The 13,485-nt window shown below is 72.6% G+C and carries 14 protein-coding genes; 4 read left to right on the top strand and 10 right to left on the bottom strand.

The window, feature by feature from the left end:
* The first annotated feature begins 128 nt into the window (after positions 1–128).
* The 3 genes from BJY14_RS33050 to BJY14_RS33040 all read left to right on the top strand — a co-directional run bounded on the left by BJY14_RS33050 (position 129) and on the right by BJY14_RS33040 (position 3,079).
* Positions 129–1,457, top strand: a complete 1,329-nt coding sequence (locus tag BJY14_RS33050) for a threonine/serine exporter family protein (RefSeq protein WP_179847194.1) — start codon at positions 129–131, stop codon at positions 1,455–1,457.
* A 130-nt stretch (positions 1,458–1,587) separates the two neighbouring features.
* The gene (locus BJY14_RS33045) at positions 1,588–1,914 is read left to right on the top strand and encodes a DUF8820 family protein (protein WP_179847193.1); all 327 of its coding nucleotides are present in this window, start codon (positions 1,588–1,590) and stop codon (positions 1,912–1,914) included.
* A 13-nt stretch (positions 1,915–1,927) separates the two neighbouring features.
* On the top strand, positions 1,928–3,079 hold the full coding sequence (locus BJY14_RS33040) for a DUF6745 domain-containing protein (RefSeq protein WP_179847192.1): 1,152 nt from the start codon (positions 1,928–1,930) through the stop codon (positions 3,077–3,079).
* Between the two features lie 58 nt (positions 3,080–3,137).
* Here the strand turns inward: BJY14_RS33040 and BJY14_RS46815 are convergent, their stop codons facing one another.
* Positions 3,138–3,680, bottom strand: coding sequence for a YdeI/OmpD-associated family protein (locus BJY14_RS46815; RefSeq protein ID WP_218905695.1), 543 nt, complete (start codon positions 3,678–3,680; stop codon positions 3,138–3,140).
* 111 nt (positions 3,681–3,791) lie between these two features.
* Here BJY14_RS46815 and BJY14_RS33030 point away from each other — a divergent pair, with 111 nt between their 5' ends.
* Positions 3,792–4,790, top strand: a complete 999-nt coding sequence (locus BJY14_RS33030) for a helix-turn-helix transcriptional regulator (RefSeq protein ID WP_179847190.1) — start codon at positions 3,792–3,794, stop codon at positions 4,788–4,790.
* A gap of 19 nt (positions 4,791–4,809) precedes the next feature.
* Here BJY14_RS33030 and BJY14_RS33025 read toward each other — a convergent pair whose 3' ends face one another.
* The 9 genes from BJY14_RS33025 to BJY14_RS32985 form a co-directional block, all read right to left on the bottom strand.
* Positions 4,810–5,664, bottom strand: coding sequence for an STM4011 family radical SAM protein (locus BJY14_RS33025; protein WP_179847189.1), 855 nt, complete (start codon positions 5,662–5,664; stop codon positions 4,810–4,812).
* Positions 5,664–6,944 (bottom strand): STM4012 family radical SAM protein, encoded by a 1,281-nt coding sequence (locus tag BJY14_RS33020; RefSeq protein ID WP_179847188.1) that lies wholly within the window; start codon positions 6,942–6,944, stop codon positions 5,664–5,666. The genes BJY14_RS33025 and BJY14_RS33020 overlap by 1 nt, the downstream gene beginning before the upstream one ends.
* Positions 6,941–7,741, bottom strand: coding sequence for an STM4013/SEN3800 family hydrolase (locus BJY14_RS33015; protein ID WP_179847187.1), 801 nt, complete (start codon positions 7,739–7,741; stop codon positions 6,941–6,943). Before BJY14_RS33015 ends, BJY14_RS33020 begins: the two co-directional genes overlap by 4 nt.
* Positions 7,742–7,754: 13 nt before the next feature.
* Positions 7,755–8,825, bottom strand: coding sequence for an STM4014 family protein (locus BJY14_RS33010; RefSeq protein WP_179847186.1), 1,071 nt, complete (start codon positions 8,823–8,825; stop codon positions 7,755–7,757).
* Positions 8,822–9,775 (bottom strand): STM4015 family protein, encoded by a 954-nt coding sequence (locus BJY14_RS33005; RefSeq protein ID WP_179847185.1) that lies wholly within the window; start codon positions 9,773–9,775, stop codon positions 8,822–8,824. The genes BJY14_RS33010 and BJY14_RS33005 overlap by 4 nt, the downstream gene beginning before the upstream one ends.
* Positions 9,776–9,788: 13 nt before the next feature.
* Positions 9,789–10,766, bottom strand: coding sequence for an STM4015 family protein (locus tag BJY14_RS33000; protein WP_179847184.1), 978 nt, complete (start codon positions 10,764–10,766; stop codon positions 9,789–9,791).
* A 92-nt stretch (positions 10,767–10,858) separates the two neighbouring features.
* On the bottom strand, positions 10,859–11,674 hold the full coding sequence (locus tag BJY14_RS32995) for a MetQ/NlpA family ABC transporter substrate-binding protein (RefSeq protein ID WP_179847183.1): 816 nt from the start codon (positions 11,672–11,674) through the stop codon (positions 10,859–10,861).
* Between the two features lie 36 nt (positions 11,675–11,710).
* Positions 11,711–12,367, bottom strand: a complete 657-nt coding sequence (locus BJY14_RS32990; RefSeq protein ID WP_179847182.1) for a methionine ABC transporter permease — start codon at positions 12,365–12,367, stop codon at positions 11,711–11,713.
* A complete protein-coding gene (locus tag BJY14_RS32985; protein ID WP_179847181.1) occupies positions 12,364–13,386 on the bottom strand; it encodes a methionine ABC transporter ATP-binding protein in 1,023 nt (340 codons plus the stop codon). The genes BJY14_RS32990 and BJY14_RS32985 overlap by 4 nt, the downstream gene beginning before the upstream one ends.
* Positions 13,387–13,485 lie beyond the last annotated feature (99 nt).

The raw sequence follows: 13,485 nt of genomic DNA, 5'->3' as shown, positions 1-13,485 counted from the left end.
GAAGGCCACGGATTGGGGACACCCGGCCGGTGGGTAGCCTGCCAGTCAAGATCAGTTCATGGGCGGGAAGGGACACCGGCGGGGGTATGGGCGCGGCTGAACGCTTGCGGCGGACATGGCAGGTCCTCATGGAAGGGTCGCCCCCCGAACCGCCCGAGGACGAGCCCGGCGAGATCGTCGACCCGCGGGTCATCGACCTCGTCCTGCGGGTCGGCGAACTCCTCCTCGCCAGCGGCGAGACCACCGAGCGCGTGAACGAGGCCATGCTCGGCCTGGGCGTGGCCTACGAACTCCCCCGGTGCGAGGTGCAGGTCACACTGACGAGCATCCTCGTCTCGGCGCATCCGGGAGGGGGCGCGGCGCCGATGACGAGCGCGCGCTCCATCCGGCGGCGGACCCCGGCCTACTGGCGGCTCACCGCGCTGCACCAGCTCGTCCAGGACGCGTCCATCGGCATGCTCGAACTGGACGAGGCCCACAAGCGGCTCGCGGAGATCAAGAGGCACGGCCCGCCGTACCCGACCTGGCTGCTGGTGGTGTCCCTCGGGCTCATCGCCGCCTCGGGCAGCGTGCTGTCGGGCGGCGGACCGCTGGTGGCGACCACCGCGTTCGTCGCCACGATGCTGGGCGACCGCACGGCCGCCGCGCTGGCGCGCCGGGGCATCGCGGAGTTCTTCCAGCTGACGGTGGCCGCCGCGATCGGCGCGGCGGCGGCCGCGATCGTGGTGGCACTGGGCAACCCCGGCCAGGCCGCCACGATCGTCACCGGTTCGATCCTGGCGCTGCTTCCGGGACGTCCGCTGGTCGCGAGCATCCAGGACGGCATCACCGGCGACCTCGTCAGCGCCGGGGCGCGGGTGCTGGAGGTCTTCTTCATGATCGCGGCGATCGTCGCCGGGCTGGGCGCCGTGGTGTACCTCGGGGTCAGCATGGGCGTGCCGATCGACGTCCGGCACCTGCCCACCCCGTCGGCGAGCCTGGAACCCGTCGCCGTCATCGCCGCCGCCGCCATCTCGCTGACGTTCGCGGTGTCCCTCGCCGCCCCGCGCGACGTGCTGACCACCGTCGCCCTCGGCGGCGCGCTGATCTGGGTGCTCTACGTCCTGGCCCGCGGATGGCACGTTCCACCCGTGTTGGCCGCGGCCATGGCCGCCACCGTCGTCGGCGTGATGGCGAGCTGGCTCGCCCGCAGGCACGGGGAGCCGGTCATGCCGTTCGTGGTCCCCGCCATCGGCCCGCTGCTCCCCGGGACGGCGCTCTACCGCGGCATGGTCGAGCTCAACACCGGTTCGCCGCAGGCGGGCGTGCTGAGCCTCATCGGAGCGGTGTCCGTGGCGCTCGCCCTCGGCGCCGGAGTGAACCTCGGCGGCGAACTCGTCCGCGCGTTCCAGCACGTCGGCCTGAGCGCGTCCGGCCGCTGGGCCCGCCCCGCGGCCCGCCGAACCCGCGGCTTCTGACCCCTCCCCCGCCCACCGTCCCGACCGGCGACCACCCGCCGCCGCCGACCGCTCCCACCGGCGGGTGATTCTGTCGGGGGGCGGTTCTGTCGGGGGTGGTTCTGTCGGTGGCGGGGGTTACGTTCGCCGCATGTACCGACAGGGAGACGTCCTGATCCTGCCCGTGCCCGAGGAGGCGGTTCCGCAGTCCGTGCGCGGGCTGCCGCCGTCCCCGCGCGACGGCCGCGGCCGCATGGTGCTCGCCCTCGGCGAGGCCACCGGGCACGCGCACGCGCTGGCCGGGCCCGGCACGCTGCTGCGCACCCCCGACCCGCTCGTGCCGGACCACCTGCACCTGCCCTCCGGCGGGCGGCTGGTGCACGAGGAGCACGCGGCGATCACGCTGCCCAAGGGCTGGTACCGGGTGATCCGGCAGCGCGAGTACGTGCCCGGGTCCGTCCGCGTCGTGGCCGACTGAGAAGGGGGACGTGATGCTCACCGAAACGGTACGCGAGACCCATTACGTGGTCGGCGACTGGCAGGCGGCGGCGTTCGCCACCGGGCCGGCCGACCGCGCCCGTGCCGAGGCGGGCGTGGCCGCCGCCTACGCCTCCGCCGGGCTGAGGCCCCCCGAGCGGTACCTGTGGGTGCCCTCCCCCGCGCGCGGCGCCGCGGTGGCCGCCGTGATCGCCGGGCACGGCGAGGCGCTGGAGAAGGCCGGGCTGGACGTACTGCTCGAACAGGCCCGCGCCGACCTCGGTGACGGTGAGGCCGGGCCGAGCGTCCTGACGGACGTGCGCACCCGCCCCTGGGAGGCCGAACGTGCGGCCGCCTGCTCCGAGCAGGGGCCGGAGCAGTGGCCGCGCACGTGGGCCGAGACCGGCGGCCTGCTGTGGGGCCAGGTGCAGGCGCTGGTCACGCGCGTGCGCGGCGCGATCGGCGAACAGGCGCAGGGCAGGCCCGGCAGGGCGGGGAACAGGCGGCCCTCCCCGGAGGAGGACGCGGCCGGGGCGCTGCTGCGCGCGGCCACGCTCGACGCCGTCCTCGGCCAGCACGACGGGCCGTGGCTGGCGCTGTTCGAATCGCTCGGGCGCCTCGACGGCCCGCTGGCGGGGCTGGCGGAGGTGGCCCGGTCGGCCGGCTGGTGGTGGCCCTACGAGCGGCTGGCGATCCTCTCGGAGCGGCCGGGCGAGCTGTACCGCGACGAGCCCGGGCGGCTGCACCGCGGGGACGGTCCCGCCCTCGGCTATCCGGACGGATTCGCGCTGCACGCCTGGCGCGGCATGCCCATCCCGCCCGACTTCGTCGCGTCGCTGACCGGTCTGACGCCGGACCGCATCTCCTCCGAGCAGAACGCCGAGCTGCGCCGCGTGATGCTGGAGATCTTCGGTTACGACCGCTACCTGGCCGAGACGGGCGCGCGTCCCCTGCACCGGGACGAGACGGGCGTCCTGTGGTCGATCGAGCTGCCGGGCGACGAGCCGGTGGTCATGGTGGAGGTGGTCAACTCCACCCCGGAACCGGACGGCACGCACCGGACCTACTACCTGCGCGTCCCGCCCGACACGCGCACGGCGCGCGCGGGCGTCGCGTGGACGTTCGGCGTGGACGAGGCCGACTACCACCCCGAGAAGCAGACCTGACCCCAGGGCTCTAACTGGCCCGCTCCCCTGGTCAAGCCGGTCCGGGCGGGGTCGCGGTTCATGGGTTCCGTAGTTCGGAGATCGTCCTGTGGAGGCGGCTGGCGCGTCCGGCCGGGGTGCGGGCCTTGAGGAGGGGGAGGATCAGGGCGTAGCGGGTGGTTCTGTCGAGTGCTTCGAAACGCGCGGCGGCCTGTGGGGAGGCCGCCAGCGCGGCCGCCAGGTCGGCCGGGACTTCGGCGTCGCGCTGGGCGGTGTAGGCCGCCGCCCAGCGGCCGTCCGCCTGGGCGGCCGCGACTTCGGCCAGGCCCGGCGGTCGCATCCGTCCGGCGGCGATCAGCGCCTCCACGCGCTCGACGTTCTTGCGCGACCACGCGCCGCCCCTGCGGCGGCGCGAGTACCGCTGCAGGTAGAAGTTCTCGTCATGGGACCTGCGCCGGCTGTCGATCCAGCCGTAGCACAGCGCGACCTCCAGCGCCTGCGTGATCGTGACGGAGGCGGTGCCCGCCCCCTTCTTGGCGATCTTCAGCCAGGCGCCCTCCCCGCTCTCGTGATGCTCGGCCAGCCAGGCCTCCCACTCGGCGGCGTCCGCGAAATGCATCATCGGTCCACGATCTGCTGGCGGCATCGGCGGTTCCCTCTCGTTGGGCGGTGACACCCATGGTTCCGGGTAAAGTGCTCATCTTCTGAGCACTTTGTCGGATGATCTGGATTCATGCGCGCTGACCGTCTCGTCGCCGTCCTGCTGCTGATGCAGGTCCGCGGCCGGGTGACCGCGGCCGAGCTGGCGGCCGAGCTCCAGGTGTCGGTGGCGACCGCCCGCCGAGACCTGGAGGCGCTCGCGTCGGCCGGGGTCCCGGTCTATCCGCAGCCGGGTCGCGGTGGCGGCTGGCAGCTGGTCGGCGGCGCCCGCACCGACCTCAGCGGCCTCACGGCGTCCGAGGCGCAGGCGCTCTTCCTGCAGGCCGGTCCCGCCGCCGCGGTGTCACCCGAGGCCAGAGCGGCGTTGCGCAAGCTCCTGGGCGCCCTGCCGAGGACGTTCCGCACCGACGCCGAGGCGGCCCTGGACGCGACGATCGTCGACCCCGTCCGGTGGGGCGAGCGGGACCGTCCCCGGCCCGCGATGGTCGACCTGCTGCAGACCGCCGTGATCCGCCGCCTCAAGATCCGCCTGACCTACGCCGGCCGCACCGGAGACCCGGCGGAACGGCTGGTCGACCCGTGGGGCCTGATCGACAAGGACGACGTCTGGTACCTGCTGGCGGACACCGGGCGAGGGCGGCGGACCTTCCGCGTCGACCGGATCACCCGGGCCGAGCCGACCGCCCTCCCCGCCGAACGCCCCGACGACTTCACCCTCGCCGCCGCCTGGCAGGAGGTCGCCGACGAGATCGAGAGGCGGCGTTCGCGCACGTGGGCGACGGTGCTCGTCGAGGAGCGGTTCGTGCCCGTCCTGCGCGACCAGTTCGGACGGCATTGCCGCACCGACGGTGAGGCCGGTCGCGGGCGCGTCCGGGTCCGTGTCGCCGCCCCGACCCCGCTGGACATCGCCCGCCACCTCGCCGGGTGGGGCGCGCTGCTCGACGTCGTCGAGCCGCCTGCCGTCCAGCGGGAACTCGCCCGGATCGGCGCCGAACTCGCCGGCCGCTACAACGGCGATCCAGAGCGGCAGAGCGGGCAGGGCCAGGCCGCGGATCAGGGCCGGGCGCTCTGATCCGCGGCCTGGACGGTGGTCAGGGCTTGCCGAACAGGGCTGGGATCCGTTCGAGGATGCCGTCGGCGAAGGTGTCGTAGAGGCCGAGGGGTTCGAGGTGGACGTAGCCGATGTGGCAGTCGCACGTGTCGAGAGGGCACGGGCGGGGCGCCAGGGCGTTCCGGAACGAGCCGTCGTAGAGGTTGCCCAGGACGGACGGGACGAAGTGGCAGCGGCGGACCGTCCCGTCGCCGTCGACTGAGATGACCGTGTCGCCCGTCCGGCAGGGGAGGCCGCGGCTCGCGTGCGGGTGGCGGCTCACGGGGAACAGCGGGTCGATCTCGGCCCAGGAGGCGGCCTCGGCGTCGTCGTAGGTGCGCCCCTCGGCCGCGTTGACCCAGAGGTACGTTCCGGAGGGAAGGTCCGCGCGGAGCCTGCGGGCGGCATCGAGGTGCTCCGGCTGGCCGACGATGCCGACGCTGAACCGGATCCCCCGCGCAGAGAGGTCCAGGCATTTGCCCAGGAACCGCTCGTACGGGACCTGGCCGGGGTGATAGGTCGCCCACAGCGCCAACCGTGTGGGGTCGGCGTCCGCCGTCCACGACACGCGGTGGCTGAGGTTCGTCTGGATCGCGACCCGTTCCACATGCGGAAGGTGGCTGAGGTCGATGAGGGCGCGCCGGTACCAGGAGCGGACGAGCCCTTCGCCCCATGGCGTGAACAGGACCGAGACGCGGTGGCCGCAGCCCGACACCCACTCCGTGAAGCGTTCGAGCGCGGCGCGGTCGGCGCGGAGCTGTTCCGGGGTGTCGCGGCGCTTGGCGAACGGGCAGTACGGGCAGTCGTAGTCGCAGCTGGCCAGCGGACCCCGGTAGAGGATCGTCAGATGGTCCATCACCGCGCCTCGTAGGACGCCATCAGCGCCTGCACGCGGGACGAGAACAGTGCCGGGCCGATGGCGTCCGAGTAGGCGAGCCCCTCGGGGGTCAACCGGAGGACGTCCTCAGAGGTCTCCAGCCATCCACGCTCAGCGAACGGCTTCAGGTCGGCGGGATAGTCGTCCATCGGGTCGCTTCCGAAGCGCGCGCGGTAGGTGCCCAGGTCAAGACCGGTCGCTTGCAGAAGTGACTGGACGAGATGTCGCCTGCGGCGTTCGTCGTCGTCCAGTGAGAAGCCGACCCGGGCGGTGGTGAAGTCGGTCTCGCGCACGTAGTCGTCGATGATGGACCGCACCTGCCCGGCTCCGACCGCGTACTCGAAGGAGTAGTGGAGGCGGGAGGTGTAGGAGCGTGCTCCGCAGCCCAGGCCGACCATGCCGTCCGTCTGGCAGCAGTACTCCGTGCCGCCCGCACCTGAGGACGGCAGCCGGAACATCCGCATCGACACCTGCTCGTAGCCTTCGCCAAGAAGGTGGTCGCGACCGAGCCGGTAGAGCATGAGGCGCTGGTCGTCCCAGTCTTGGGCGCGGCGTCCGAGGCCGGTCAGCGGGCGGACGTAGAGCGGGTACAGGTAGATCTCCTCCGGACGCCACGTGAGAGCGGCGTTCAGGGAGTGCAGCCACGTCGCGGGCGTCTGACCGTCGATGCCGTAGATGAGGTCGATGTTGAGGATCGGGAACCCCGCGGCGCGGATGCGGTCCAGCGCGGCCTCCACTTCGGCGCGTTTCTGCGGTCTGACGGCCGCGCGTGCCTCCTCGTCCAGGAAGCTCTGCACGCCGATGGAGACGCGCGTGGTTCCGTGGTCGGCGAGGACGGCCAGCCGGTCGGTGGTGGCGGTCGCCGGGGACGTTTCCACGCCTAGCGGTATCGACCCGAACCCGGGGAACCGTCCGGCGATGCCGCAGAGCCGTTCCAGTTCGGACGCGGTGAAGTAGGTCGGCGTTCCTCCGCCGAAGGCCGCGGTGGCGAAGGCGGCGCCGTCCAGGGCGTCCAGGGCGGCGGTCGCCTGGCGGTCGAGCGCGTCCAGGTAGGCGCCGGTCAGCTCTTCGGGCGCGCCGGTGCGGGTGAAGAGGTTGCAGAAGCCGCACCTCATCTCGCAGAAGGGGACGTGCAGGTACAGGAAGAGCGCGTCGAGCGACTCCCCCGCCCACACGTCCCGCAACCCGGGTGCGGGCCGCAGCGGACGGTAGGCGGTCTTGTGCGGGTAGGCGTACACGTACGCCTGGTATGGATTCACGAAAGAACGAACTCCCCGTACGGAACGGTCCAGACGACTTCGTGGCCGATGCGGTGGCCCGTGTGGCCGGCCTCGCCGTACGCCGTCCCGTGGTCGGAGCAGACGATGACGAAGCACGGGCGGCGCATCAGCCCGAACAACCTGCCGATGTGCGCGTCCACATGGCGGAGGGCGGCGGCGTGGGTCGCGCGGGTGTCACCGTGCGAGCGTGTGGCGCCGTCCAGGTAGAACCAGTTGGGCTGGTGCAGGGACGCGACGTTCAGCAGCAGGAACAGGCGGCGTTCGGCAGGCAGCCGCGCCATGACTTCGGCGATCCGGTCGATCTGGTTGGGCAGCGACTCCGGGTCGGTCACGCCGAACCCGCGCTCCCAGTGGCTCTCGGCGAAGAGCGACGGGAGCGCCGATCCGAGCGGCGTCAGCTTGTTGAAGAACCCGACGCCGCCCACGCAGACCGTGTGGTAGCCCGCGGCTGCAAGGCCCCCCGGCAGGTCGGCGGCGTCGAACGTCCAGGTGCCGGCGGCGGTGGTCTCGCTGCCCGGGAAGGCGCCGGCGAACAGGCGCGGATGCGGGCCGGGCGACGCGGGCGTGGGCAGGAAGCCCGCCAGCATCGCCGCGTGCGCGGCGTAGGTGAAGCTGCCGGGCGTGTGGCGGCGCTCCCAGCGGCCTTCCGGGAGCAGCCCGGTGAGGGTGGGGGTCTCCCCCGCGGCGGCCAGTTCGGCGGCCACGTCGTAGCGCAGAGTGTCGAGGGTCACCAGCAGCACGTCGTGGCTGCCGATGACTTCGTTCATGTCGTGCATGTCTGCACCGTGTTCATGTCGTGCATGCCTGCACCATCGCCCTGACCTGGGCGCCGTAGGTGTCCAGGCCCTCGCCGGAACTTCCGGGCAGGCCGGTCAGGCCCGGAAGCAGGTCGCCGAAGGCGTTCACCTCGCACACCGCGAACCGCTTCAACCCGAATCCCACGAGCAGGTCGACGCCGACCATCGGGCTGCCCGGAAAGCACGCGGCGGCCCGCGCGCACACGTCCATGGCGCGCTTCCAACCGTCCTCGCCGAGCGCGCGCCGCACCGCTCCCAGGTCACCCCTGGCACCGCCCAGGTGCAGGTTCGTCATCGGGGTCCGGCTGGTCCGGACGACCACGTGCGTGGGCTCGCCTCCGATGACGACGACCCGCAGGTCGAACACGCGCCCGCCGAGCGTCGCCTTGGGCAGCCAACGCTCGACGTGCAGGCCGTCCGGCGCGAGCAGGCCGACCAGCGTCGCGACCTCCTCCTCGGACTCGTAGGAGCGGACGCGCAGCGAGTTGAGCAGCCGGTCACCGGTCAGGGACGCCGACGTCACGGCCCGCACACGGCCCGGGGCGGTCTGGAGCGCGACCACCCCGGAGGCCGAGGAGCCGTGCGCCGGCTTCACGAACACCCTCCGCTCGCCCGCCTCGTCCATCCGGGAACGGAGTGCCGCATACCCGTTGACCTCGGGCAGAGCGGCCGGGACGGGCACACCCGCGCAAAGCAGGCGGGCGTGGGTGAGCCGCTTGTCGAACATGACCGCGATCTCCTCGACGTCGCCGAGGAAGCGGGCGCCGGACGCCGACGCCGACGCCGACAGCCGCCGCAGCGCCGCCGTGAACGTCCGGTGCCAGCGCGCCCCGCCGCCGACCCGCTCGGGCGGGCCGGGGCCGCGCAGCAGCGCGTCGGCCTCGGGATCCTCGCCGGGCGAGTCGACGCGGACCCTCTCGCCGGCGCCGAAGGTGAGCGGCGCGCCGCGCAGCACGTCCGTCCACGGGACGAGCCGCGGCTCGGGCAGCCCGGCGGACCGGCACGCCGCGGCGAACAGCGCGGGTCGCCGGTCGCCGGGCGTGCCGACCACCGCGAGCGTCATTCCGCCACCGCGACGTAGGAGTCGCTGAAGGCCCATTCCTGGCCCACCCATGACGCCTCGCCCAGCGCGTCCTCAAGGTCGAGCTCGACGCCGGGCAAAGCCGCCTGAAGGCGTTCGGCCATCGGCTCGCTCAGGAACGCGTGGTGCAGGTCGAGGCTGCGCAGGTGGGTGAGGGGCTGCCCGGACAGCAGCGCCTCCGCTCCACGATCGGACAGCATCCCCATGGCCAGGCTGAGCGACTCCAGCCGGGCGACGACCGGGGCGCTCGCCAGGGCCTCCGCCAGCTCGTCCTGGAACGGGCCGTTCTCCAGGCCGAGGTGCTTCAGCGAAGGGAACCGCTCGCCGGTGAGGATGGGCGCGTAGTCATCGGGCGAGGACGATCCGCCGTGCATGTCCGAACCGATCCACAGGTCCAGGTGCTCCAGCGCGGGCAGCTCGCCGCCCGCGACGGCCCGCACGACCTCGGCCGGCAGCCCGCCGGACTCGATCCGCAGCGCCTTCAGCCGCTCGTGCCGCAGCGGCTCGAACCGCAGGTCGGACGCGCCGCGGATCTCGAAGTGCTCCAGCCCCGGGTAGGCGTCGAACAGCGGCGAGATGTCGCCGTTCTGGATCCAGGAGATGTGGCATTCCCAGTCGAGGATGTCGCCGAAGAACAGCGCGCGCAGGCGGGGGAACCGCCCGGCGTGGTCCACCAGCCACCCCACCGGGTCGAACTCCTCGCGGGTGAACCCCCAGAAGCCGATGACGAGATGGGTGACCTGGGCGGTGTCGACCGTCTCCAGAAGGAGGTCGAGGTTCGCGGGGACCTCCGCGCCCCACACGCCGTTGTCGTGGACGTGGTGGTAGACGCCCCAGGCCACGTCCCCCGGCTCCGGCAGCGGGCCGTCCGGCTCGCCGTCGAAGGTGTGGACGGGCAGCCCCGCGAAGGTCGAGAGGCGCTTCTGGATCATTCGGAGGCCGCCGTCACTCGGACACCGCGATGAAGTGCCAGTCGCCGTCCGGCTTCTCCTGCTCGTCCAGGTCGACCGTGACGCCGGGCAGCGCCGCCCGCACCCGCTCGACCATCGCGTCCGACAGGAAGTGGTGGTGCAGGTCCAGCTTGCGCAGGTGGGTGAGCGGCTGGCCGGCCAGCAGCGCCTCGGCGCCCTGGTCGGTCAGGATGCCCATCGCCAGGCTCAGCGACTCCAGCCGGGCGACGACCGGCGCGCCGGCGACCGCCGCCGCGACCTCGTCCTGGATCTCGCTGTCCTCCAGGCCGAGGTGGCGCAGCGCCGGCAGCCGCTCGCCGGACAGGAACGGCGCGAGGTCGGCGACGGTGGCGTCGCCGCCGTAGTTCGCCTCGCCGAGCCAGAGGTCGAGGTGCTCCAGGTTGGGCAGGTCGCTCGCGCCGACGGCACGGACGATCCGCGCCGGCAGCCCGCCCGACTCGAACCGCAGCACCTTCAGCTTCCCGCTCTTGATCGGGTCGAGGACGAGCCCCTGCGCTCCGCGCACCTCCACCCGCTCCAGGTCGGGGAACGCGGCGAACAGGGGCGTGATGTCACCGTGCTCGATCCAGGAGATCTCCGCCTCCTCGCCGGTGATGTCGCCGAGGAACAGCGACCGCAGCTTCGGGAACGACGCGGCCGCCCCGATCAGAAGCTGCACCGGGTCGGGGACGTTCTCCAGCTCGTAGGACGCGCCCCAGTAGCCGATGATGAGCGCCGTCACCTCGGTGGTGTCGACCGTCTCCCGGAACCGCGCCCAGACGTCGCCGAACGGCTCCTCGTCGAAGGAGGTCCCGACGAACCAGGCGGCCTCGCCCGCGGGCGGGAAGTCCTCCCCGCTGACGGGATCGACGCCCGAGCCGCGGCCGTCGTCCTCCTCCTCGGTGCCGGTGTCCTCGTTGAACGTGGCCACCGGAAGGCCGACATATTCCTCAAGGTGCTCATATATGGCCATGGGTCCCCTTCGCCTGATCGTCGGCACATTTCCTATCAGGACCGACGGACAAACCGCGCCGCTTTCCGCGGTTCGAGGACCGGGCCGGGGGGTCAGGAGGCGATCAGCACCGACCCCTTGTACTTGTCCTCGACGAACTTCTTCACCTCGGGGCCCTGCAGCAGCTGGACGAGCTTCTTCACGCGAGGGTCGTCCTTGTCCTCCGGCAGCGTGACGACGCCGTTGGCGTAGGGGTTGCCCTCGGCCTTCTCGGCGGCGAGCGCGTCCCTGTTCGGGGCGAGCCCGGCCTCGATGGCGTAGTTGCCGTTGATCACCGACAGGTCGACGTCCTCCAGCGAGCGGGGCAGCTGGGCGGCCTTGAGCGGCTTGAACTTCAGGCCCTTGGGGTTGCTCGCGACGTCCCGCTCGGTCGCGCTCGCCGGCGCGCCCGGCTTGAGGGTGATCAGGCCGTTGTCGGCGAGCAGCTTCAGCGAGCGCCCCTCGTTGGCCGGGTCGTTCGGCACCGCGACGGTCGCGCCCTGCGGGACGGCCAGCAGGCTCTTCACCTTCTTCGAGTACACGCCGAGGGGCTCCAGGTGCACGGGCGCGACGAACGCCAGCTTCGTCCCGGACTTCTTCTCGAACTCCTCCATGAACGGCACGTGCTGGAAGTAGTTGGCGGTGACCTGCTTCTCCTTCAGCGCGGTGTTCGGCTGCTGGTAGTCGCTGAAGGTGACGATCTCCAGCTTGAGCCCGGCCTTGCCCGCCAGGTCGTCCTTGACGTACTTGAGGATGTCGCCGTGCGGGACGGGGTTGACCGCGACCTTCAGCGGGGCGTCCGGGTCGTCGGACGCCGAGGAGGAGCCGCAGGCGGTGAGGCCCGCGAGGAGGGCGGCGGAGGCCAGCGCGGCGGTGATTTTGCGGAGCACGGGGAGTGCCTTTCTCTGCGGTCCAGGGGACGGGTGCTACTTGTGGGTCAGCCGGCGGGAGACGAGGTCCCCCGCGGCCTGGATGATCAGGACGATGACGACCAGCAGGGCCACGGTGGAGACCATGACCTTGGTCTCGAAGCGCTCGTAGCCGTAGACGACGGCGAGGTTGCCGAGCCCGCCGCCGCCGACCGTCCCGGCCATGGCCGTGTAGCCGATGAGCGCGATGACGGTGACGGTCAGCCCGGACACCAGGCCCGGCCGCGCCTCGCGCAGCAGGACCTTGCCGACGATCTCGCGGCGGGTGGCGCCCATCGCGTCCGCCGCGGCGAGGACGCCCGGGTCGACCTCGCGCAGCGCGATCTCGACGAGCCGCGCGTAGAACGGGATGGCGCCGACGGTCAGCGGGACGATCGCGGCGGCGTTGCCGATGCTGGTGCCGACGACCGCCCGGGTGAACGGGATGATCGCCACCATCAGGATCAGGAACGGCAGCGACCGGCCGATGTTGACCACGATCCCCAGCACGCCGTTGACCGGCGGCGCGGGCAGCAGCCCGCCCCGCTCGGTGATCACCAGCAGCACCCCGAGCAGCAGCCCGAGGACGGCGGTGAACAGCGTCGCGACACCGGTCATGTAGAGGGTCTCGCGGGTGGCGGGCCACAGCAGCGGCATGACCTCGTCCCAGCTCATCGGGGGTCCACCTCCAGGGGGTTCGCGACCTGCCCGGCGTTCCGGACCTGCACGGCCAGGCCGGACTCGCGCAGGAACGCCAGCTGCGCGGCGTTGTCCGCCGGGTCGCCCGGCAGTTCGAGCTGGAGCCGGCCGACGCGCTCGCCGCCGACCGTCTCCACGGCGCCGCCGAGGATGTTGACGTCCAGCGCGTACCTGCGGGCCAGCGCCGACACGAACGGCTCGTCGGTCGCGCCGCCGGTGAAGGTGACCTCGACCAGCGTCGTGCCGTCGCGGGGCTCGGCGGGCGGCAGCGGGAACAGGCCGCGCGCCAGCTCCGAACCCGGGCGGGCGAGCAGCTCGGGCACCGGCCCCGACTCGGTGAACCGGCCCTCCCGCATGACCGCGGCCGAGTCGCAGATGCGCTTCACCACCTCCATCTCGTGGGTGATGAGCAGGATCGTGAGGCCGAGCCGGCGGTTGAGGTCGCGCAGCAGCTCCAGGATCGAGGCGGTCGTCTCCGGGTCGAGCGCCGACGTCGCCTCGTCCGACAGCAGCACCTTCGGCCGTCCCGCGAGCGCCCGGGCGATGCCGACGCGCTGCTTCTGCCCGCCGGAGATCTGCGCCGGGCGGGCCTTCGCGTGCTCGGTGAGCCCGACGAGGTCAAGCAGTTCGGCGACGCGCCCGGCCCGCTCGGCGCGCGGGACGCCCATGACCTCCAGCGGGAACGCGACGTTCCCGGCGACGGTCCGGCTGCCGAGCAGCCCGAAGTGCTGGTGGATCATGCCGATGCCCTGGCGCGCCCGGCGCAGCTCCCCGCCGCGCAGCGCGAGCAGGTCCCGGCCGCCGACCACGACGCGGCCCTCGTCCGGGCGCTCCAGGAGGTTGACGCAGCGCAGCAGGGTGCTCTTTCCGGCGCCGCTGCGGCCGAGCACGCCGAAGACCTCGCCCTCGGCGACGGTCAGGTCGACGCCGTCGACGGCGGTCACCTCGCGGCCGCGGCCGCGGTAGACCTTTCGAAGTTTTTCGATCTGAATCACAGGGAATCACCCATGCGGACGGGGGCCGCCGGACGGGCGGCGGCGTTCAGGACGGGTCGGCGGTCACGATGTGCCGCGTCAGGGCATTGCGTCAGTGCA

The sequence above is a fragment of the Actinomadura luteofluorescens genome (assembly GCF_013409365.1).
In the GTDB taxonomy this organism is placed as follows: domain Bacteria; phylum Actinomycetota; class Actinomycetes; order Streptosporangiales; family Streptosporangiaceae; genus Spirillospora; species Spirillospora luteofluorescens.
Note: the sequence above shows the minus strand (reverse complement) of the source record. Positions and strands in the feature narration are given on the sequence as shown.

Excerpts from the sequence above, each read along its gene's own strand:
- BJY14_RS33050 (WP_179847194.1), top strand. The coding sequence starts at position 129 with ATGGAAGGGTCGCCCCCCGAACCGCCCGAGGACGAGCCCGGCGAGATC.
- BJY14_RS33045 (WP_179847193.1), top strand. The coding sequence starts at position 1,588 with ATGTACCGACAGGGAGACGTCCTGATCCTGCCCGTGCCCGAGGAGGCG.
- BJY14_RS33040 (WP_179847192.1), top strand. The coding sequence starts at position 1,928 with ATGCTCACCGAAACGGTACGCGAGACCCATTACGTGGTCGGCGACTGG.
- BJY14_RS46815 (WP_218905695.1), bottom strand. The coding sequence starts at position 3,680 with ATGATGCATTTCGCGGACGCCGCCGAGTGGGAGGCCTGGCTGGCCGAG.
- BJY14_RS33030 (WP_179847190.1), top strand. The coding sequence starts at position 3,792 with ATGCGCGCTGACCGTCTCGTCGCCGTCCTGCTGCTGATGCAGGTCCGC.
- BJY14_RS33025 (WP_179847189.1), bottom strand. The coding sequence starts at position 5,664 with ATGGACCATCTGACGATCCTCTACCGGGGTCCGCTGGCCAGCTGCGAC.
- BJY14_RS33015 (WP_179847187.1), bottom strand. The coding sequence starts at position 7,741 with ATGCACGACATGAACGAAGTCATCGGCAGCCACGACGTGCTGCTGGTG.
- BJY14_RS33010 (WP_179847186.1), bottom strand. The coding sequence starts at position 8,825 with ATGACGCTCGCGGTGGTCGGCACGCCCGGCGACCGGCGACCCGCGCTG.
- BJY14_RS33005 (WP_179847185.1), bottom strand. The coding sequence starts at position 9,775 with ATGATCCAGAAGCGCCTCTCGACCTTCGCGGGGCTGCCCGTCCACACC.
- BJY14_RS33000 (WP_179847184.1), bottom strand. The coding sequence starts at position 10,766 with ATGGCCATATATGAGCACCTTGAGGAATATGTCGGCCTTCCGGTGGCC.
- BJY14_RS32990 (WP_179847182.1), bottom strand. The coding sequence starts at position 12,367 with ATGAGCTGGGACGAGGTCATGCCGCTGCTGTGGCCCGCCACCCGCGAG.